Genomic DNA, 19,788 nt, shown 5'->3' with positions numbered 1-19,788 from the left:
TCCGTCCTTACTATTCGCACACTTCCTCTCCAAAAATTATCTCGGTCTCGCTGTCATACGAAGCCTGAAGCACGCAAATTCGTAACTCTCGGAGGGTATCTGCCACAATGGATTTGTGCGGGCCGAGAGAAGTTATTCGAGTACATGACAGACGCTCCTAGCCGACGCGACGAGACGGTCGAATCCGACGAGACGCCGGACGCCCTGCGGACGATGCAGTCCCCGAACGACGGTCGACTCATGACCGACGGCGGGGAGGACGAGAGCGAGGACGAAGCCTCGGAGGACGACGCTGAAACCGAAGAGGAGACCGAGGCCGAGACGGAGTCGGAGGACGGGACGGAGGAAGAGGAAGACGACTCGGACGAGGAGGAGTCCGAAGAAGGCGACGAGGAGTCCGAAGAAGAGGAGGACGCCGACGAAGCCGAGGAAGAAGAGGAAGCGGAGGAGGAAGAAGAGGAAGAAGAGGAAGAGGAAGAAGACGAAGGGACGAGCATCCTCTATCTGGACCTCGAAGGACTGTTCCTCGACCTCCTCGGCCTCGAAGTCGACCTCGAAGAGGTCGAACTCGACGTGTCGGCGGTCAGCGGTCCCGGAAACCTCCTGGGCAACCTCCTTGACGCCGTGTCGGGACTCCTCGGCGACGGCGGAAGCGGTCTGCTGTCGAACCTCATGGGCGGGAGCCTCTTCGAGGGTCTGATGGGCGACGAGGACGGCGACAGCATGATGGACGACCTGATGGGCGGCGACGAGGAGGGCGAAGAAGGTGAGGAGGGCGAGGACTCCGAGAGCCGAGTCTCCTCGGCGTTCTCCTCCGCGAAGGAGTCGATGGGCGACGCCTTCGAGGACGTCCCCCTGCAGGAGATTCTGACCTCGGTGCTGAAAGAACTGATCACGCAGATGTTCTCGGACTCCGACGACGACGAGGAGTCCGGTTCCGGGTCGGAAGCATGAGCGAGGAGTCGACCCTTCGTAACGCCTTCGACAACGTCGACTTCGCGGAGGTGTTCGCGGACACGCCGCTGGCCGAGGAGTTCGAAGACGAGGACGCGCCGGTCGGCGAGACCATCGGCGCGTTCCTCGGCCGTCACCTCGGCGCGTGGTTGGGCGGCGTCGTCGGCGCGAGCGTACTCGACGCGGCGCTGTCGGGTGAGTCCTCGGAATCCGAGTCCGACCCCGAGTCGGCGGACGACGAGACGGACGCCGACACCGAATCCGAAGCCGAAACCAATGGCGACGAGTCGGACGGGAGCGAAGACGCAGTGGAGAGCGAGAGCGGGGCTAACAGCGACGAGGAGAGTGAAGAGTCGTGACGGACGCCTCCAACCTCGCTAACGACGTGGCAAGAGACGTGGTCGACGAGGTAGACGTCGGGTCGGCGCTCACCGGCGGCGACGTGACCGAGGACCTGGACGGCGAGTCGCTCGGCCGGTCCATCGGCGAGACGCTCGGGGAGACGGTCGGTCGCCTCCTCGGTCGCGGCGTCGTGAACTGGGTGCTCTCGAAGCTGGCGTTCTGGAGCGACGACGACCCCTCGTTGTCGGCCCGCTTCGGCCGGTCGCTCCTCCTCGCCGTCGGGCGGACGCTCAAAAAGCCCGAGTTCAAAGAGCCCATCGGGGACGCGCTCCGCGGGTTCGTCGATTCCCTCGAAGCGCGCGGCGAGACGGCGGCGGACGCCGCCGGCGACGCGGCGGAGCAGGCCGAGGACGCCGCCGAGAGCGCGGGGGACACGGCCGAAGAAGCCGCCGACGCCGCCGCGGAGGAAGCCGAGAACGCGGCCGAGAAACTCGCCGCCGGCGACATGGACGAACTCCGCAAGGAGACGTACCGCGAACTGCTGGAGATGATGGAGTACTCGAAGATACAGTCCATCGCCAAGGAATCCGGCGTGAAGGCGAACCTCTCGCGGGACGAGATGATCGACGACATCGTCGACAACTTCGACGAGGATGCCGACGCCTCCGAGGGGGAGGCCGACGGCGACGCCGACTCGGACGCGGAGGAGGCTGACGACGGCGAGGAGACCGAGGAGTCGACCGAAAGCGACGAGAGCGACGACGACGAATCGTCGTAGCGACGAGGAGAGAGCATGACCGACTCAGAGTCAGATTCCGAACTCGCCGTCGCGTTCGAGGACGCAGCGACGACGGCCGAGGAGGTACACGCCGAGGGCGACGACGAACTCGACGGGGAGCGAGCGGAGACGCTTCGCGACCCGGCCGAGCGACTCGCCGACGCCCTCTCCGAAGCGTCCCTCTCCGAACTGCTGGCCGTCACCGGATTCGAGGACGCCCCCGACGACGTCTCGCCGGTCGACCTCCCGGCGGTCATCCGCGACGCCGACCCGGACGCCATCGTCGAACTCCGGACGCTGCTCCAACTCGCCGACCTCGGCGAGTCGTGGTCCGACTTGTCTGCCGAGGAGCGAGCGGTGCGCGTGGACCGCGTCGTCGGCGACGCGCAGACGGCCGACGACGGCGGCGTCGCCCTCGAAGAGTACATCGACCGACTCGGGCACATCCTCGGCGGCGACGAGGCGAGCGGCGGCGACGAATCGACGGAATCGGACGCGGACGGCCAGACGCCCGACTCCGAGGCCGCCGACGCGACGGATGCCGAAGACGAAGACCCGAACGCCGAAGACGACAGCGCGGCGGAGGACGCCGTCGAAGCCGTCGTCGGCGCGGCCGCGGACGCGATGGCCGGCGACGAGGACGAGGAGTCAGCCGACGACGGCGGCGAGAGCGAGGACGCGGAGAAGGGTGCCGCCGAAACCGTCGTCGACGCCGCCGCGGAGGCGGTGAACGACGACGGCGATGATTCGGATGCCGATTCCGACCCCGACCCCGACTCTGACTCCGATACCGACGGCGAACCCGACGCCGACGGAGACGACGAACTCTTCGAACTGGAGGACCACGTCGACCGCCTGCGGCAACTCGTCGGCGACGACGAGGCGGCGGCCGAAGCGGACGCGGACGCCGATGCGGAGGCGGCCGACGTCGACGAGGAGGCCGCCGAGGCGGACGCGGTCGAAGAAGCCGAAGACGACGCGGAAAAAGAACGCGCGGACGACGACCGGACGCGGTCGACGTCCGGGTCCCGCGGCCGCCTCTCGACGGTTCCCTCCTCGCGGTCGGACATGGGGAAGTCGGGGCGGTTCTCCACGGCGCGCGGCAAGCGGTGAGCGGTCCCGGCCTCCGTCTCTCCTACTCGTCTTCGAGGTCCAGCAGGTCGGCCGCCTCGTCGAGGTAGTCGCCGTACACCGACAGCGCGGACTCGATGGGTTCGGGCGAGGCCATGTCGACGCCGGCCGTCTCCAGTACCTCGATGGGATACTTCGACCCGCCGAGCGCCAGGGCCTTCCGGTAGTCGGCCGCGGCCTCCTCGTCGCCGTTCAGGATGCGTTCGACGATAGCGACGGCGGCGGAGATGCCCGTCGAGTACTGATACACATAATAATTATAATAGAAGTGCGGGATACGCATCCACTCGCGGGCGATTCTGTCGTCGACGTTCGCGTTCGCGTAGAACTCCCCTTTCAGGTCGCCGTACAGTTCGTCGAATCGGTCGGGCGTCAGCGCACCGCCCTCCTCCGAAATCGAGTGAATCTGGTGTTCGAAGTCGGCGAACATCGTCTGGCGGTACAGCGTCGAGCGGAAGCGTTCGAGGTACTCGTCGAGGACGTGCGTGCGGAACTCGTCGTCCTCGACGTTCTCCAGGAGGTAGTGGGTGAGGAGCGTCTCGTTCACTGTCGAGGCCACCTCCGCGACGAAGATGGTGTAGTCGGCGTACTGCCAGGGCTGTTCGTCCTTGGCGAGTTCGGAGTGCAGCGAGTGCCCCAACTCGTGCGCAAGAGTATACATCGAGGCGATGTCGTCCTGGTAGTTCATCATGATGAACGGCTGGGTGTCGTAGGTGCCCGAGGAGAACGCCCCCGAGCGCTTGCCCCGGTTCTCGTAGACGTCGACCCAGCGGTCCTCCAGGCCCTCCGCGACCCGCGATTGGTACGCCTCTCCGAGGGGGGCGACGGCCTCGACGATGTACTCCTTGGCCTCCTCGTAGCTGACCTCCGGCCCCTCGTCGCCCGTCAGCGACATGTAGAGGTCCCACACCTCCAACTGGTCGACCCCGAGCGCCCGCCGCTTCAGTTCGGCGTGGCGATGGAGGTAGTCGAGGTTGTCCCGGACCGTCCCCACGAGGTTGTCGTACACCTCGACGGGGACGTTCGGGCCGTCGAGAGCCGCTTCCCGCGCCGTGTCGTAGCGGCGCGCGTTCGCGTACTTGACGTCCTTCTTCACGCTGTTTTTCAGCGCGGTGCCGACGGAGTTGCGGACGTCGGCCCACTCGTCGTAGAACTCCTCGTGGACCGTCCGGCGGAACTCCCGGTCGGGGTGTTTCAGCAGTTTCGTGAAGTTCCCCTGCGATATCTCGACGTCCTCGCCCTCGGGGTTCTCCACCGTCGGAAACGTCATGTCCGCGTTCGACAGCATCCCGTAGATGTCGCTCGGGGCGCTGGCCACTTCGCCCAACTCGGCCAGCAGTTCCTCGACTTCGGCCGAGCGGGTGTGCGGCTTCGTCCGGAGCACGTCGTCGAAGTAGTGCTCGTACTCCCGCAGTTCCGGTTCCGATTCGAGGAACCCCGACAGTTCCTCCTCGCTCAGTTCCTGTAGCTCGGGTTCGACGAAACTCGCCGTCGACCGCGCCTCCGACGCCAGCGACTCGGCTTTCGCCTGCAGCGCCTGATATTCCTGGTTTCGCGTGTCCTCGGCGCTCCGAAGGCTGCTGTAACTCACCACCTTCGAGACGTCGCGCATCAGTTCCTCCTCCAGTTCGAGCAGTTCCAGAAGCGTCTCGGGGCTCTCGGTCACGCGTCCCTCGTAGTCGGCGAGGTCCGGAATCCGACCCTGCACGTCCTCGAACGCCGCCTCCCAGTCCTCGTCGCTCGCGTAGATGCTCTCTAAGTCCCACTTGTACTCGGCGTCGATGTCGCTCCGCTCGGGAACCGAACTCATACCTCCCGAGAGCGGCGGTATCGTGGTAAGCTTTGTCGATTACCGGCGGGCCTGCCGGTTCGTCGCGCTCTCGGCGGTCGAACGCGTGGCTCCAGGAGTAGCGTCGCGCGAAAGGGAGTGGGGGTGGGGTGGGAACGGAGGGACCGCGGGCGACCGGGGCGCCGAGGTGGGGGGGACGGCGCCGCGGGCCGCGTGCAGGCGGGGATTCAGGGAAGGGGTGGGGGGTGGGGTGGGGGGTTGAGGGTGGGGTGGGATCGGGGTGCCTACCCGCGAACCGAGTCGGGGAGACCGGCTCGCAACGTTCCGACGAACGTCGGACGTCTCGTGGCACGAACGCCGTCACGCCCGTGCCGTACCTACACGTACAGCCGGGAAGGGTGTATGGGTGTCGCCTAAGTGGTTTGGGTCGCGGGACGTTCGCCCCCGAGAGAGCAGTCACTCGGCGGCGAAAGAGTGGGGTTGACGGACGCCTACCACGGCGCCCGCCGTCGAAAAGCCGACCGAACGGTCGTTTCGATACCGGACAGTGCTCAGTGGCGGGTCGCGCGGGCGTCCCGCACGTCGCCACCGTCTCTGACCTTGTCCTCGCAACTCGGGCACACCCGCGGATTCTTCATATCTTCGGGAGCGAACACGCGGACGTACTCCGTCGTCACGAACGAACCGCAGTTATCACACTTCGGCATCGACCTGTTTTTAGCGGTAATTGTGGATAAAATTTAGGGCCATTCCCCGTATGAGCTGTGGTTCTCGGAGTCGTCGACGGGGGTCGTCTCCGGCCCGTCCGGCCGTCTCCACAACCTCTTTCGGCCGCTCCGGTGACAGCGTGGTATGGACCGCCGCGACGGCACCGAGAGAGACGCCGCCCTCGGACGGGCGTGGACCGACGACGAACCGTGGGAGTTCTTGACGAATCTGACTCGCCTGGGGAACCGGATGGGCGGCAGCGGCGGCGAACGCCGCGCGGCCGGACTCGTCGCGAACGCCCTCCTCGACGCCGGCGTCCGCGACGTGCGCGAGGAACCGTTCGAGATGCGGGCGTGGACCCGCGGGTCGTCGACGCTCGCGCTGGCAGACGGGGGTCGGGAGTTCGAGACGGTCGCCCTCCCGTACTCGCCGCCGGGCGACGTGACGGGCGAACTCGTCGACGTCGGGCACGGCACGCCGGACGAGGTGGACGACCGGGACGTGGCGGGAAAGATAGCCGTCGCCTCCACGACGACGCCGCCGGGCGGCCGGTTCGTCCACCGCATGGAGAAGTTCAGCTACGCCGTCGAGCGCGGGGCGGAGGCGTTCGTCTTCGTCAACCACGTCCCGGGGCAACTCCCGCCGACCGGGTCGCTACAGTTCGACGAGGAGGCGGCCGCCCCGGCCGTCGGCGTCAGCAAGGAGTCCGGAGGGTGGCTGACCGACTACGCCGAGGATGGTGCCGAGGCGCGACTGACCGTCGAGGCGGAGACGGGCGGCGGCGAGAGCCGAAACGTCGTCGGCCGCCTCGGTCCCGACACCGACGAAGAAATCGTCCTCTTGGCGCACTACGACGCCCACGACATCGCCGAGGGCGCCCTCGACAATGGGTGCGGCATCGCCACCGTCGTCACCGCGGCGCGAATCCTCGCCGACCTCGACCTCCCGGTCGGCGTCCGCGTTGCGGGCGTCGGGTGCGAGGAAACGGGGCTGACCGGCGCGGAACACCTCGCGGCGGAACTCGACCACGACCGTATCAAGACCGTGGTGAACGTCGACGGTGCGGGGCGCTTTCGAGACTTAGTGGCGATGACGCACACTTCGGAGGCGACGGCGGACGTCGCCCGGACAGTGGCCGACGAGACCCGCCACCCGATTCAGGTAGAGTCCGAACCCCACCCGTTCAGCGACCAGTGGCCGTTCGTCCGCGCCGGCGTCCCCGCCCTCCAACTCCACAGCGATAGCGGCGAACGCGGCCGCGGGTGGGGTCACACGCACGCCGACACGCGCGACAAAGTAGACGACAGAAACATCAGAGAGCACGGGATGCTCGCGGCGCTCTTGGTCGAGGAACTGGCCGGGCGGGACGTTTCGGCGCTGCCGCGACTCGACGCCGACGAACTCGCCGACGCCTTCCGCGCGGCCGACTTCGAGACGGGGATGCGCGCCGCGGGACTCTGGCCGGCCGACTGGGAGTAGACGGGTCGACGGCGGACGTTCCGCCGGTCAACAGAGCGCCGCGACTTCCTCCAGCGATTCCACCTCGTAGGTCGGGTCCGCGGCGAGTCGGTAGCCGTCGCGGTGCGGTCGGCGGACGAACGCCGAGTCCGCGCCCGCGCGGTTCGCCGCGAGCACGTCGACGTTGCTGTCGCCGACGCAGAGGACGCTGTCGGCCCCGAGTTCCTCGGCGGCGCGTTCGAGGTAGTGCGGCGAGGGCTTGCGGTTTCGGTAGCCCTCGACGGTCGGTTCGCGACCGTAGACGGCGTCGAACAGGTCCGCGAGGTCGAATCGGTCGAGCGTCGCCTCCACCGTCTCGCGCTGGTCGTCGCTCACGACGGCGAGGGTTCGGTCGAACTCCGAGAGCGCCGACACGTCGGGGTACGGGCGCTTCTCATCGCGTTCCATCGCCGCCCGGTGAGCGGCCGCCGCCCGCGCCTCGCGGCGCGGCCAGAACGTCTCCCAGTCGACGCCGTGCACCTCGCAGACGCGACGAACGCGCGTCAGGCCGCCGTGGACGACGCCGTCCACTTCCTCGGCTGTCGGGTCCGCCCCGAACTCCTCGAACGCCGCGCGCACGGCCGTCCGCCGGACGTCCATCGCCGTCGGCGTCGTCAGGACGCCGTCGATGTCGAAGATGACCGCGTCGTAGCACATACGCGCGGGTCGGAGGCCGATTCACCAAGAGGTTGCTATGAGGCCCCCGTTCGGCTTCGTTCGGCTACCGAGACTCTATAGTTCGCCGTTCCCGTCTTCGTCCCCATCCCCGTCCGCCACGCCCGCGCGAATCCGCCCGGCGACGCGGGCGCGGACGAGGCCGTCCCGCCGTCGCGACTCGAATATCTCCGCGGCGCTCTCGGCGGCCTGCGGGTCGCGCTCGAACGTCACGTTCGGATACGTCACCCGTTCGAGCAGAAGCGGTTCCGGCGGCGCGGTGGGGATGCCCTCGGGTCCGGTCAGCGGTTCGGGTCCGAGGACGTCCTCGACGGCGTCCGGCGACCGCTCGCCCGCGGCGACGCCGTGGAGGAGGCTGACGAGGCGGCGGACGAGTTGGTACGGAAAGCCGTCGGCGGCGACGCGCACGACGAGGAACTCCCCGTCGGGTTCGACGCGCACCGACGTCTCCCTGACCGTTCCGACGTCGTCGCCGGTGAGGTTGTGGAAATCGTGTTCGCCCGAGAGGGCGTCGGCCGCCGCGCGGGCGAGTTCGGGGTCGGCGTCCGGCGCGTACCGGTCGTAGACGTACTCGCGGCGGACGGCGTCGTGCGTCGCGTGGAACCCCTCGGGGGCGTCGCCGGCCGCCCACGCGCGGACGTCGGCGGGCAGTTCGGCGTTCAGCGCGCGCGGCGTGCACCACTCCGGGCAGTCGAACCCGACGGTCTGGCCGAGGGCGGAGACTCCGGCGTCCGTCCGGCCGGCAGCGGCGTAGCCGGGCGGTCTCCGGTCCGCCGCCGCGTCGAACGCGCCCAGTCGGTCGAGGGCGTCGAACAGCGCGTTCTCCACCGTCGGCACCGACGGCTGACGCTGGAAACCGTAGAACGGTCGGCCGTCGTAGGCGATGCGGAAGGCGCGCACGGACGCATCTGGGTGGCCTCCGGCCTTATCGGCCACGATTTCGACGCCGTCGCTGTATATACAGCCCGAAGAACGAAACCCGTTTGAGGTAATTTTCCTATCATGACAACGCGAAAGTTACATCTCGGCCGCGCCCCGTCGACCGGGTCGAGGGGTCGAGGGGAGCGGCGCGGCGGATGACCCGCCCCAACGTCGTCGTCACCGTCGTCGACACCGTCCGCGGTCGCGACACGGTGCCTGCGTCCTCCTCGCCGATGTCGACGCTCGGGGACATCGCGGCGTCCGGGACGGAGTTCACGAACGCCTTCTCCGCGGCGCCGTGGACCCTCCCGTCGCACGCCTCGCTGTTCACCGGCACCTACCCCTCTCAGCACGGCGCGCACGGCGACCACACCTACCTCGACGACGACCTGCGCACGCTGGCGGAAGTGTTCTCCGACGACGGCTACGAGACGGTCGGCGTCTCGAACAACACCTGGGTCACCGAGGAGTTCGGCTTCCACCGCGGATTCGACACCCTCCGGAAGGGCTGGCAGTACGTCCAGTCGGACACCGACCTCGGAACGGTCACCCGCGCGGAGCACCCGATGGCGAAACTCCGCGCCGCGAGCGACCGCCTGTTCGACGGCAACCCGCTGGTCAACGCGGCGAATCTCGTCTACGACGAGTTGGCCGACGGCGACGGCGCCGAACGCGCCACTTCGTGGGTCGAATCGTGGCTCGGCGACCGGGACGCGGAGTCGCCGTTCTTCCTCTTTTTGAACTACGTCGAACCGCACGTCGAGTACCGCCCGCCGCGCGAGTACGCCGAGCAGTACCTCCCGCCGGACGTCTCGTACGACGAGGCGATGACGCTCCGGCAGGACCCGCGCGCGTACGACGTGGGCGAGTACCGACTCAACGACCGCGAGTTCGAGATACTCCACGCGCTCTATCGCGGCGCCCTCGCGTACACCGACGACCACCTCGCCCGGGTGCGCGACGCTCTCACCTCCGCCGGCGAGTGGGAGGACACGATACTCGTCGTGCTCAGCGACCACGGCGAGAACGTCGGCCATCACGGCTTCTTCGGCCACCAGTACAATCTGTACGACTCGCTCCTGCACGTCCCGATGGTGTTCCACGGCGGGCCGTTCGAGGAGGGGCGACGCGACGGCCTCGTCCAGACGCTCGACGCCGCGCCGACACTCCTCGACGCCGCGGACGTGGATGCTCCCGAGTTCCGCCGGCAGATGCACGCCCGGTCGCTCCATCCGGACGCCGACTCGGACCCGCGGGACGCCGTCTTCGCGGAGTACGTCGCCCCGCAACCGTCCCCGGAGCAACTCGAAGCGCGGTTCGGCGAGGTGCCTGATCGCGTCCGCGAGTTCGACCGGTCGCTCCGCTCGGTTCGGACGGACGAGGAGAAATACGTGCGCGCCTCCGACGGCGACGAGTGGTTCTACCGCGTCGACCGCGACCCCGACGAGACGTGGAACCGCGTGTCGGGCAACGAGGAGCGGACCCGACTGCTCTCGGACCGTCTCGACCAGTGGCACGACTCGTTCGACCACGCCGAGAAGAGCGGCGAGGTGTCGATGAACGACTCGACGCGCGAGCGACTCTCGGACCTCGGCTACATGTAACGCTCTCCGCTTCGCTTTCCTTTCCGCCGCTCAGCGGAACGACTTCGGCACCCACTTTCGAAGCGGGTCGTCCACCTCGTTCATCCGTTCGACCAGCGCCTCCTGTAACTCCGCTTTCGCGTCCTCGTAGTGCGGGTGGTCCGCGAGGTTCCGGAGTTCGTGCGGGTCCTCGCGCAGGTCGTACAGTTCGTTCGTGTCCGGGCCGTTGTAGACAAACTTGTAGCGCTCCGTTCGAAGCATCCGCTGGGAGTAGAGTCCGAACTCGTCGCCGTGGTACTGCGCGTAGACGGCGTCGGGCCAGTCGTCGGTGTCGTCGCCGACGAGGAGGGGGAGCAGACTTCGGGCGTGGAGTCCGTCGGGCACCTCGGCGTCCCCCCAGTCGAGGAACGTCGGCATCAGGTCGTGCAGGCGGACGAACGCGTCGCTCTCGTCGACCGTCTCGCGCGTCGGGTCGCGAACGACGAGCGGAATCCGGTAGGTCTGCTCGTACATCAGCGGTCCCTTGTTGAACTGGCGGTGCGACCCGGTGAAGTCGCCGTGGTCGGCGGCGTGGACGACGACTGTCTCCTCGTCGAGTTCGTACTCCGCGAGGGCGTCGAGTATCCGTCCCACTTGGTCGTCGATGAACGTCACGAAGCCGAAGTAGTTGGCCACCAGTTCCGACCACGTCTCCCAGTCGAAGTCGTCGACGCCGCGGTAGCGGGTGTACTGCTCGTGCACCCGTGGTTTCCCCTCGAACGTCTCGGCGTAGGAGGGCCACGGCTCGATTTCCTCGGGGTCGTACATCGAGGCGTACGGCTCGGGGACGACGTAGGGGTGGTGCGGTCCGAGGAAGTCCGTTCGGTGGAAGAACGGGGCGTCCGCGTCCTCGCCCTCCTCCCCCTCAGCCCGCCGCTCGATGGCCTCTATCGTCAACTCCGCGAGGAAGTACGTCCGCGTCGCCTCCGGCGGGAGCGACGAGGTGCCCGAGACGAGCATCCCGCCCTCGCCGTCGTCGGCGTACACGGCGTCTTCGACCGTCTCCTCCTCGACGTCGAGCGACTCCTTGTAGCGCTTGTAGCGCACGTCCAAGTCGTCGTGGTGGTCGTCGCTCCCGCCGAAGTACTCGAACCCGAACGACTCCGGACCGCGCGTCTGCCCGACGTGCCACTTGCCCGCGTACGTGTTCTCGTAGCCCGCCTCGGCGAGTCGCTCGCCGAACGTGGGCATCCCTTCGGGCAGGTCCGTCCGAATCGCGTCCGCTTCGTGGCTGTTGTTCAGCATCCCGTGCGCGTGCGGGTACAGTCCGGTCAGGAGCGACGCCCGCGCGCTGGTACAGATGCCCACCGGCGTGTACGCCCGGTCGAACCACGTTCCCTCGTCGCGGAGTCGGTCGAGGTTCGGCGTCTCGACGGGGAGGCCCTCCGGGGCGAGGAGGTCCGCGCGCTCTTGGTCCGTGAGGAGGAACAACACGTTGGGGCGCGTGTCGGTCATACTCGGTGACGAATCCCCGGTCCGTGGTATGTCTGACGGCCGGTTGCTCGCTGCTATCGTTGACTAGGTCTCTTTAGCTCCGTTGAAACGCTTCGTTGCTGGTGGTTTGGTTGCGGTGCTGAATAGAGGTCGTAAGTCGGTCACGACAGAACGCTGAAATGCGTGTGGTGGATTCACACGAGCAGTGAGTGAAATCAGGAGAATCGGCAAAGTCTCCCTCCGAACAGGGCTGTTCGTCGTTAGTGCATCTCTCTTTTCGAGTACGCTCTTCTACCTGTTCGCGACGCTCTTCGTCTTCCGAGACTCCGCGATACCGGCGTTGTTTCGGTTCTCAGAGTCTGTCGGTCTCGGTGCCAATTCGTACCTGCTCTTCTCGTACCTCCTCGGTATCCTCGTCAGCTATGCGCTCGTCTTTCGAGGTGGAGTTGAGTTGTTGCGTTCTCGCTTCGGTCGATAGGAGCCACCTGCTCTGCCGTATGCATTCTCTGTAGTCCGCACGCGACTTTATGGGATACTGAGGGTTCTAACGGACGTCTCTGTGAAAGCTGCCGAGAACATCTCGAAAGCCCCGTCGCCCCTCTCAGTCCCGCCCGCGGCGGTCATCCGGCTATCGCCGCCCACCCCCTGCCCCGACTCGACCGCTTAGGCGAAGTCGTCGTACGTCGGTCGCTCGCGGTCGCCGGGGAACTCGTCCACGGGCGCGGTGGTCTGCTCGCCCGACTCCATGTCCTTTACCGTCACCTCGTCGTTCTCCAAGTCCTGTTCGCCGACGATGACGACCGTCTCGGCGTTCACGGAGTCGGCGTAGCCCATCTGCGCGCCGAAACTGCGGCCCGCGACGTCCGTCTCGACGACGTTGCCGCCGTCGCGCAGGTCGCCGGCGACGCGGGAGGCGACGCCACGCGTGTCGCCGACGGTGAGCACGTAGTAGTCGGTTCGCAGTTCCTCGTCGGGCCAGACGCCCGCGCGTTCGCAGAGCAGTTGGAGTGTCGCGTCGCCGAGGGCGACGCCGACGGCGGGCGTCGGTTGGCCGCCGAAGTCCTCGATGAGGTCGTCGTAGCGGCCGCCGCCGAACGCCGCGCGCGAGACGTCGCCCGTGGAGTCGAAGCACTCGAAGACGACGCCCGTGTAGTAGTCCAGTCCGCGGGCGGTCGTCAGGGACACCTCGCAGAACTCGCCCGCGCCGAAGTCCTCGGCGGCGGCGAGCACCTCGCGCAGGTTCTCGACGGCGTCGGCCACGTCGTCGCCGCCGAACTCGGCTATCTCGTCGAGGTCGCCCGCGGCGATGAGGTCGTCGAACTCCCGCGCCTGGTCGTACGAGAGGCCGGCGTCCGAGAGCAGACCGAGGTACTCCTCGTCTTCGACCTTCGCGCGCTTGTCGACGGCGCGGATGGCGTCCCTCGAATCGACCTCGCTGTCGAACGAATCGAGGAGGCCGCCGAGGATGTCGCGGTGGGAGACGCGGAACTCGAAGTCCTCGCTCGTGAGGCCCAGCGAGGTGAGGGCGTCGGCGGCGACGGCAAGCACCTCGGCGTCGGCCTCGGGTTCCGAGGAGCCGAACACGTCGATGTTGGTCTGGTAGAACTCGCGGAAGCGCCCCTGCTGGACCTGCTCGAACCGCCAGAACGGCCGCGTGGAGACCCACTTGATGGGCTTCGAGAGTTCCTGCTGTTTGGCGACGACCATCCGGGCCACCGTCGGCGTCAACTCGGGCGTCAGCGACACTTCTCTTCCACCTTTGTCCTCGAAGGCGTACAGTTCCTCGACGATTTCCTCGCCGCTCTTGTCGACGTACATCTGCGTCCGTTCGAGCGCCGGCGTCCCGATTTCGCGGAAGCCGTAGCGCGCCGCGGCGTCCTCGACGGCGTCGAACGCCTCACGTCGAGCGGACATCTCCTCGGAGTAGAAGTCGCGAAATCCCTTGAGTCGGTCGTACATGGGCGGCGATTCGGTGCTCTCGCGCTTGAAACTGTTGAACGCGGGCGCAGATGCGGCGCCCGCCGTCCGGCCGCGGGACGACCGTCAGAACGGCAGCGCGGCCGCGACGTCGGCGAGGGAGCGGACGTCGCCGCCGACGGCGATGAGCGAGACGCCCGCGACGGCCAGCACCGCCGCGACGAGCCGGATGCCGAAGTCGCGTTCGCGCAGGAGCACGCCCCCGAGAATCACGGCGACGATGGCCTGCGTGTTGACGATGGGCGAGGCGACGCTCGCGGGGACGAGCGCGAACGCCGTCGAGGTGACGTGTTCGCCGAGGGCGACGACGCCGCCCGCGGCGGCGAACCGCGGAAGCGCGCCGCGAACGCTCGTCCACCGCCGGAGGGCCACCGGGAGGACGGCTATCCCGGCGGTGACGAAGAGGACGGGCACCCAGACGGTCGTCGGGATGGCGAGTTCCTGGAGCGCGACCCGCTTTCCGACGTCGCTGGCGGCGTACAGCGCGGCGCTGGCGAGGGCGAGTTGCGCGGGGCGGGAGTGGGCGGCCCGTCTGAGCGGGTCCGCGAGCGACCCGCCCCGGTAGTTGGCGACGTAGACCGCCAGCGTCGCCACGAGGACGCCCGCGATCTGGAGCGGTCCGAGAAACTGGTTCAGGAGGACGATTTCGATGGGGAGGACGAAGACGGGGACGAGTTTGTTGATGGGGGCGACGTAGGAGACGTCCCCCTCCGCCAACGCGTCCAAGAACAGGACGAACGCGAGGCCGACGAGCGCCCCCGTTCCGAGGACGACGCCAACGCCGAAGAGGCCCAGTTCGCCGAGCGTCGGCACCGACCCGGCGTCCGTCTGCGTCGCGGTAACGGGCAGATACCACAGGATGGCGAACGCGTTGACGACGACGGTGACGACGGGGCCGGGGTAGCCGCCGAAGTACCGTTTGAGAAGAAAGATGTATACGCCCCAGACGAAGGCGGCGACCACGGAGTAGACGATACCCGGTTCGAGAACGACCATTACGAAGCCGGTACCCCGCCCGGTGCAAGAGTCGTTCGGCTTCCGCTTCGACGGCTCACTTCAGCCCGCGGACGTACGTCTGGTCGTGGTCGGGAAAAACGTTTGAGACGGTCTCCCACCCGTGTTTCTCGGCGATGAGCGCTCGCAGTTCGCCCTCGTAGTCGCCCTTCGATATCTCCTCGGAGGGGCCGCTTTCCACTTCGAGGGTGGCGTCGACGAGTCTATCGACGGCGCGGCGGCCGAACCCCGAGAGTGGGGCGAGGTAGTCGACGTCGTGTCTGTCTTCGAGACTCTGGGCCTGCGCCCGCGAGACGGTCGGCACCCGGTCGTCGCGGCGCGTTCCGTCCGCGACGGCGACGACGTCCAACTCCGCGACGCGTTCGAGGGCGTGTTCGTGGACGCGCTGGATGCCGTTGCGGGGGTAGCCGTCCTCCACCATCCGCGCGACGGCCTCTCCGGCCACCTCGCGGTCCAGTTCGACGCTGTCGAACTCGTAACCGAGTCGGTCCGCGGCGTCCCGCGCGTGCATCCAGTCTTCCGTGACGCCGAACCGGGCGGTGACGAGCGTCACGTCGTAGAACGAATCGAGCAGGAGGGCGGCCAGCGTCGAATCTTTTCCGCCGCTGTAGAGGAGCGCGAGGTCCACGCCGCCTATCGCCGCCGGATGTTGAAACTCTTCGAGTCCGGCTGGAGCTCTTTCAGCAGCCCCTTCATCTGCTCTTCGTCGATGCGGTCCTGGATGCGGCCGCTCTGCGCGAGGGCGGTGAGCTGCTGTTTCACCTTCTCGGCGAAGTCGGGTTTCGACATCTCCACCGCGTTCAGCCGCTGACGGGCGTCGTCAGTGAGATACTGTTTCAGCAGGGCGTCCTGCTGGGCTTCCGCCTGCTCGCGGGCGGCGTTCTGGGCGGCCTCGTTGCCCTGACCGCCCTGCCCTTCGGCCTGCTCCTGCAGTTCCTGCATCTTCTCTTCTCGGAGCTTCTCCAGCCGTTCGTCGTCGGGATTCCCGCTCATACGTACAGATTCGCTCGCGTTTCTGAAAACGATTACGGACGAGGCGCGATGACGCCGTCGCTCTCGACCGTTGCGATTCGGAAAACGGGCGCTGCGACGTTCGGAGCTCTACGCGTAGCGTTCGAGTTCCGGCCGGTCGAGCGACTCGAACACGTCGGCGGCGGCGTTGTCGAGGAAGCTGCGGCCCTCGTCGGTAACGAGGCGACCCTCGCCCTGCGCCGTGCGGATGAGACCCTCTTCTTCGAGCTGCTGGAGGATGGTGCGGATGATGTTCTTGCTGCCGGTGTCGGCGTGCTTGCCCGAGACGACGTAGCGATTCGAGCCGCGCTTGCGGCCGCCGTACTCCGTCGAGAGGCGGTCGACGCCGACGGGTCCGTTCATGGCCACCTTTCGGAGCAGCGACGCCGCGCGGACGTACCAGAAGTCCTCCTGCTGGGGCGGGAGCTCCTTGGTCTGGCCCGCCTTCGCGTAGGCCATCCAGTCGGCTTCTTCGATGCGGTCTTCGAGGCGCTCGGCGACGTCCTCGATGAGAGCGTCGGCCGGAACGTCGTAGAGGGTTACCATCTTGCGTCGATATTCTGGATGGCGTCGTTTAAAGCCATCGTATCGCCGCTACGGCGGGTGTGGCACCGTCTCACGTCGGAGGCGGCTACGAGGAGCCTCGGAAACTGACCCACCCCATCACGCCGCCGCCGAGCAGCGTCGGCACCCAGTACACCGCCCCGCGGAAGACGACGACGGCGGCCGCGGCGATGGACGTGGTGACGGCCGGCAGCGGCGCGGCGAGCAGCAGGGCGACGAGGACGGTTTCGATGCCGCCGGCCCCGCCGGGGAGGGGTGTCACGCCCGCGATGGCGCCGATGGGGACGACGAGCATCGCGACGGACAGCGGGATGGGTGTTCCGACGGCGCGGAAGGCGAGCCACAGACCGACCATCTGACAGAACCACCCGAACGTCGAGGCGCCGAGCGCCAACGCGAGGCCCCGCGGGTTCGTCGCCACGCGCTCGATAGCGCGGAAGAAACCGTTAATGCGGCGCTCGATACCCTCCTCGGTCGGCACTGGGACCCGTGGTACGTACTTCGACACCGTCCGGACGGCCGGGGTGAACGCCGAGACGGCGCGGGATTCGAGCCTGTACCGCCGCTGCCACGCGGCGTAAACGACGGCCGGCACCGCCACCGCGAGAGCGACGACGACGACGAGGGCGAGCAGCAGATTCCGGTTCGTTCCGAGCGTTATCTCGCTGGCGTAGTAGGCCGCGCCGACGAGGGCGATGGTGATGGAGGGGACGAAGTTCAGCGTGTCCACGCTGGCGATGGCCGCGAGGCTCGTCTCGTACTCGGCGTCGGCCGACCGTGAGATGAGGTAGGCGGTCACCGGTTCTCCGCCGGCCTGCCCGAACGGGGTGATGTTGTTGGAGAACATCGCCCCCGAGAAGACGAAGAAGGACCTCGGCAGGGAGAGTTCGACGCCGAGGACGTCGAGGACCGTTCGAAGCGCGAGGCTCCACGCCATCAGCCACGCCAGCGTGGCGACGACGACGAGAGCGACGAGGGAGTAGTCGGTCATCTGTAAGGTGTCGACCAACTCGTCGACGCCCGCGAAGTAGAACAGCAGCGCGAACACCGCGAACGCACCGAGAAAGCCCAGAATCGTGGCGCGGAGGTTCTCGCGAGCCATGTCCCGAACCTCGGGGGTGGCCGCAATCAACCCATCGAAACCGCACGCTATCGTGCGAGTCACTGACTCACTTACCGCCGACGGCGACGTTTTTGTCCGTCGGCCCGGAGGACCGCACATGGACGAACGCTCGGCGCTCCGCCTCCTCGCGGCGGACCTCCCCGACGCGGGCGACGACGCCGCCGTCGTGGACGGACTGGTGGTAACCACCGACATGCTCCACGAGTCGACGGACTTCCCCGCGGGGACGACGCGCTACACCGCGGGGTGGCGCGCCGTCGCCGCCTCGCTGTCGGACGTGGCCGCGATGGGCGCCGACGCGACGGCTGCCGTCGCCGCCTACGGTGCGCCGTCGCTCGACGAGACCGAACTGCGCGACTTCGTCGGCGGCGCCCGCGACGTCTGCGAGTCCGTGGGCGCCGCGTACGTCGGCGGTGACTTGGACACCCACGACGAGTTCACCGTCGCCACCACCGCCCTCGGCGAGACGAACGCCCCCCTCCGTCGATCCGGGGCATCGCCGGGCGAGACCGTCTGCGTCACGGGCGCCCTCGGTCGAAGTGCGGCCGCCCTCCGCGCCTTCGAGGCGGGTGACGACGAACGGGCGAACGACCTCTTCCGGTTCGACCCGCGCGTCGGCGCCGGCGTCGCCCTGCGCCCGCACGCGACGGCGATGATGGACTCCTCGGACGGCCTCGCCCGGTCGCTCCACCAACTCGCGGAGGCGTCCGACTGCGGGTTCGATATCGAGTGGGACCGGCTTCCGGTCCACGACGCGGTGACCGAGTACGGGGCGGACGCCGCCGACGAACGGGAGATGGCCGCCCACTTCGGCGAGGACTTCGAACTCGTGTTCACGCTCCCCGCGGACGCCGCCGACGCCGCGAGAGACGCGCTCTCGGTGCCGCTGACGGTTATCGGCGACGTCACCGACGACGGCGTCGTCGCCGACGGCGACCCCCTCCCCGACGAGGGGTACACGCACGCGGACGACTGAGCCACCCTCCCTCACAGCGTCGTTATCTCGATGGGAACGAGCAGAAAGCAGAGCGCGCCGAGCGCGAACGTGAGAACGCCCAGCGCCATTCGAAGGGGACCGATGGGCGAGTCGTCGACGGGATTCGCCGGGCCGCGGTAGGCGATGGCGACCGAGAGGAGTCCCCAGAACGCCCACAGACCGACCGACTCGTTGAGGGTGTACTCGCGGACGTAGTGGAGGTAGGCGGCGAGTCCGAACAGGACGAGGGGAACGACGGCCGCGATTCGCTCTTGGGCCTCGCCGAACATCGCGCGGACGATGTGTCCGCCGTCGAGTTGGCCCACCGGTAGGAGGTTCAAGACGGTGAAGAACATCCCGACCCACCCGCCGATGACCACGGGGTGGACGGCCACCGTTGGGTCGGTGTACTCGGTCGGCCGATTCAGCGCCGCGGCGATGAGGTCCAACAGCGGCGGGTTGTTGAAGACGATGACACGCCCCCCCTCGCGCACCAGCGACTCGGGGACGCTCATTGGCGCTAGGGAGAGGCCGACGGCGGTGACGACGACTGTGGCGACCAGACCGGCGAGGGGGCCGGCGACGCCGATGTCGAACAGCGCCTTTCGGTCGGGCATCTGCCCGCGCATCTGGATAATCGCGCCCATCGTCCCGAACGGGAAGACGAACGGGACGAGGTAGGGAAGCGAGACGTCGACGCCGTGGTAACGGCTGGCGACGTAGTGGCCGAGTTCGTGCGTCGTCAGCACCCCGAGGACTGCGGCGGTGAACGGCCACGCCCGGAGGACGGCGAGGGGGTTCGCCCACAGTTCGGAGAGCGGAATATGGTACCACATGAGTGCGCCCACGACCATCGTCGAGACGACGGTGGCGAGAAACAGCGCGACGTTCTTCCACGGAACGCCGTCGACGCCGGGCGTAACGGGTCGAGCGACGACGACGTCCTCGCGACCCGACGGCGCGCTGGTGACGTGCACCTCGTACCCCGCGTTCCGGAACGCCGGCCACACCTCTCGGACGAGCATGCGTTCGGGCACCAGCGACTCGCCGTAGAAGAGGACGTGGTCCCCGTCGCGACGGGTCTCGCGGAGAGCGAAGACCGACCGGAGGGCCTCGACCGGCGGGAGTTCCTCCGAATCGCCAGAATCCATCGAAACGGGGTACGTCGCTCTCTCGTATAAACCTCGTGGGAGGAATGCGGAGGAAATGGGTGACGGTCGGGGACCGTCGGACGTCGGCGACGGGAGCGGCCGCCGGCGCCGCGTTCGAGCG

Annotated in this window: 19 protein-coding genes; 7 read left to right on the top strand and 12 right to left on the bottom strand. The window is 67.9% G+C overall.

The genetic code is table 11. The features are described from left to right. The first annotated feature begins 144 nt into the window (after positions 1-144). Genes NDI76_RS14655 through NDI76_RS14640 form a run of 4 tightly spaced genes read left to right on the top strand, consistent with a single transcriptional unit; the run spans position 145 to position 3,187 of the window. The gene (locus tag NDI76_RS14655; RefSeq protein ID WP_310924826.1) at positions 145-954 is read left to right on the top strand and encodes a hypothetical protein; all 810 of its coding nucleotides are present in this window, start codon (positions 145-147) and stop codon (positions 952-954) included. Beyond that, positions 951-1,313: a hypothetical protein gene (locus tag NDI76_RS14650; RefSeq protein WP_310924825.1), complete on the top strand. Its 363-nt coding sequence runs from the start codon at positions 951-953 to the stop codon at positions 1,311-1,313. The genes NDI76_RS14655 and NDI76_RS14650 overlap by 4 nt, the downstream gene beginning before the upstream one ends. Continuing rightward, positions 1,310-2,074, top strand: a complete 765-nt coding sequence (locus NDI76_RS14645) for a hypothetical protein (protein ID WP_310924824.1) — start codon at positions 1,310-1,312, stop codon at positions 2,072-2,074. The genes NDI76_RS14650 and NDI76_RS14645 overlap by 4 nt, the downstream gene beginning before the upstream one ends. 15 nt (positions 2,075-2,089) lie before the next feature. Beyond that, the gene (locus tag NDI76_RS14640) at positions 2,090-3,187 is read left to right on the top strand and encodes a hypothetical protein (RefSeq protein ID WP_310924823.1); all 1,098 of its coding nucleotides are present in this window, start codon (positions 2,090-2,092) and stop codon (positions 3,185-3,187) included. 22 nt (positions 3,188-3,209) lie between these two features. Here NDI76_RS14640 and pepF read toward each other — a convergent pair whose 3' ends face one another. Together pepF and NDI76_RS14630 are read right to left on the bottom strand one after the other, a co-directional pair. Then, positions 3,210-5,015, bottom strand: a complete 1,806-nt coding sequence (pepF, locus tag NDI76_RS14635; protein ID WP_310924822.1) for an oligoendopeptidase F — start codon at positions 5,013-5,015, stop codon at positions 3,210-3,212. A gap of 530 nt (positions 5,016-5,545) precedes the next feature. Further along, a complete protein-coding gene (locus NDI76_RS14630) occupies positions 5,546-5,701 on the bottom strand; it encodes a DUF7563 family protein (RefSeq protein WP_310924821.1) in 156 nt (51 codons plus the stop codon). Positions 5,702-5,846: 145 nt separating this feature from the next. Between NDI76_RS14630 and NDI76_RS14625 the strand changes: the two genes are divergently transcribed. Beyond that, positions 5,847-7,181 carry a M28 family metallopeptidase gene (locus NDI76_RS14625; protein WP_310924820.1) on the top strand — a complete coding sequence of 445 codons (1,335 nt, stop codon included), beginning with the start codon at positions 5,847-5,849 and terminating at the stop codon, positions 7,179-7,181. A 27-nt stretch (positions 7,182-7,208) separates the two neighbouring features. On the opposite strand, the gene NDI76_RS14620 is transcribed toward NDI76_RS14625, so the two are convergent. Next, positions 7,209-7,856: an HAD family hydrolase gene (locus NDI76_RS14620; protein ID WP_310924819.1), complete on the bottom strand. Its 648-nt coding sequence runs from the start codon at positions 7,854-7,856 to the stop codon at positions 7,209-7,211. A gap of 75 nt (positions 7,857-7,931) precedes the next feature. Beyond that, positions 7,932-8,774, bottom strand: coding sequence for a tRNA pseudouridine(38-40) synthase TruA (truA, locus tag NDI76_RS14615; protein ID WP_310924980.1), 843 nt, complete (start codon positions 8,772-8,774; stop codon positions 7,932-7,934). A 176-nt stretch (positions 8,775-8,950) separates the two neighbouring features. On the opposite strand from truA, the gene NDI76_RS14610 reads away from it, so the two are divergent. Continuing rightward, on the top strand, positions 8,951-10,399 hold the full coding sequence (locus NDI76_RS14610) for a sulfatase (protein WP_310924818.1): 1,449 nt from the start codon (positions 8,951-8,953) through the stop codon (positions 10,397-10,399). A 30-nt stretch (positions 10,400-10,429) separates the two neighbouring features. On the opposite strand, the gene NDI76_RS14605 is transcribed toward NDI76_RS14610, so the two are convergent. The 7 genes from NDI76_RS14605 to NDI76_RS14575 all read right to left on the bottom strand — a co-directional run bounded on the left by NDI76_RS14605 (position 10,430) and on the right by NDI76_RS14575 (position 17,519). Beyond that, a complete protein-coding gene (locus NDI76_RS14605; protein WP_310924817.1) occupies positions 10,430-11,872 on the bottom strand; it encodes a sulfatase family protein in 1,443 nt (480 codons plus the stop codon). Between the two features lie 642 nt (positions 11,873-12,514). Next, positions 12,515-13,810, bottom strand: coding sequence for a histidine--tRNA ligase (hisS, locus tag NDI76_RS14600; RefSeq protein WP_310924816.1), 1,296 nt, complete (start codon positions 13,808-13,810; stop codon positions 12,515-12,517). 84 nt (positions 13,811-13,894) lie between these two features. Then, on the bottom strand, positions 13,895-14,824 hold the full coding sequence (locus NDI76_RS14595) for an EamA family transporter (protein ID WP_310924815.1): 930 nt from the start codon (positions 14,822-14,824) through the stop codon (positions 13,895-13,897). A gap of 55 nt (positions 14,825-14,879) precedes the next feature. Continuing rightward, entirely contained in the window at positions 14,880-15,470 is a 591-nt protein-coding gene (locus NDI76_RS14590) for a DUF7411 family protein (protein WP_310924814.1), read from the bottom strand. Between the two features lie 5 nt (positions 15,471-15,475). Next, positions 15,476-15,835 (bottom strand): DNA-binding protein, encoded by a 360-nt coding sequence (locus NDI76_RS14585; protein WP_310924813.1) that lies wholly within the window; start codon positions 15,833-15,835, stop codon positions 15,476-15,478. Positions 15,836-15,943: 108 nt separating this feature from the next. After that, positions 15,944-16,399 (bottom strand): 30S ribosomal protein S19e, encoded by a 456-nt coding sequence (locus NDI76_RS14580; protein WP_310924812.1) that lies wholly within the window; start codon positions 16,397-16,399, stop codon positions 15,944-15,946. 85 nt (positions 16,400-16,484) lie between these two features. Next, positions 16,485-17,519 (bottom strand): lysylphosphatidylglycerol synthase transmembrane domain-containing protein, encoded by a 1,035-nt coding sequence (locus NDI76_RS14575; RefSeq protein WP_310924811.1) that lies wholly within the window; start codon positions 17,517-17,519, stop codon positions 16,485-16,487. Positions 17,520-17,637: 118 nt separating this feature from the next. Here NDI76_RS14575 and thiL point away from each other — a divergent pair, with 118 nt between their 5' ends. Then, positions 17,638-18,516 carry a thiamine-phosphate kinase gene (gene thiL / locus NDI76_RS14570; protein WP_310924810.1) on the top strand — a complete coding sequence of 293 codons (879 nt, stop codon included), beginning with the start codon at positions 17,638-17,640 and terminating at the stop codon, positions 18,514-18,516. A gap of 11 nt (positions 18,517-18,527) precedes the next feature. Here thiL and NDI76_RS14565 read toward each other — a convergent pair whose 3' ends face one another. Further along, positions 18,528-19,667, bottom strand: a complete 1,140-nt coding sequence (locus NDI76_RS14565) for a site-2 protease family protein (RefSeq protein ID WP_310924809.1) — start codon at positions 19,665-19,667, stop codon at positions 18,528-18,530. Positions 19,668-19,788: the final 121 nt, after the last annotated feature.

Source organism: Halogeometricum sp. S1BR25-6 (genome assembly GCF_031624495.1).
In the GTDB taxonomy this organism is placed as follows: Archaea; Halobacteriota; Halobacteria; order Halobacteriales; family Haloferacaceae; genus Halogeometricum; species Halogeometricum salsisoli.
The sequence above is the reverse complement of the archived record's forward strand: the minus strand, read 5'-3'. Positions and strand labels throughout refer to the sequence as shown.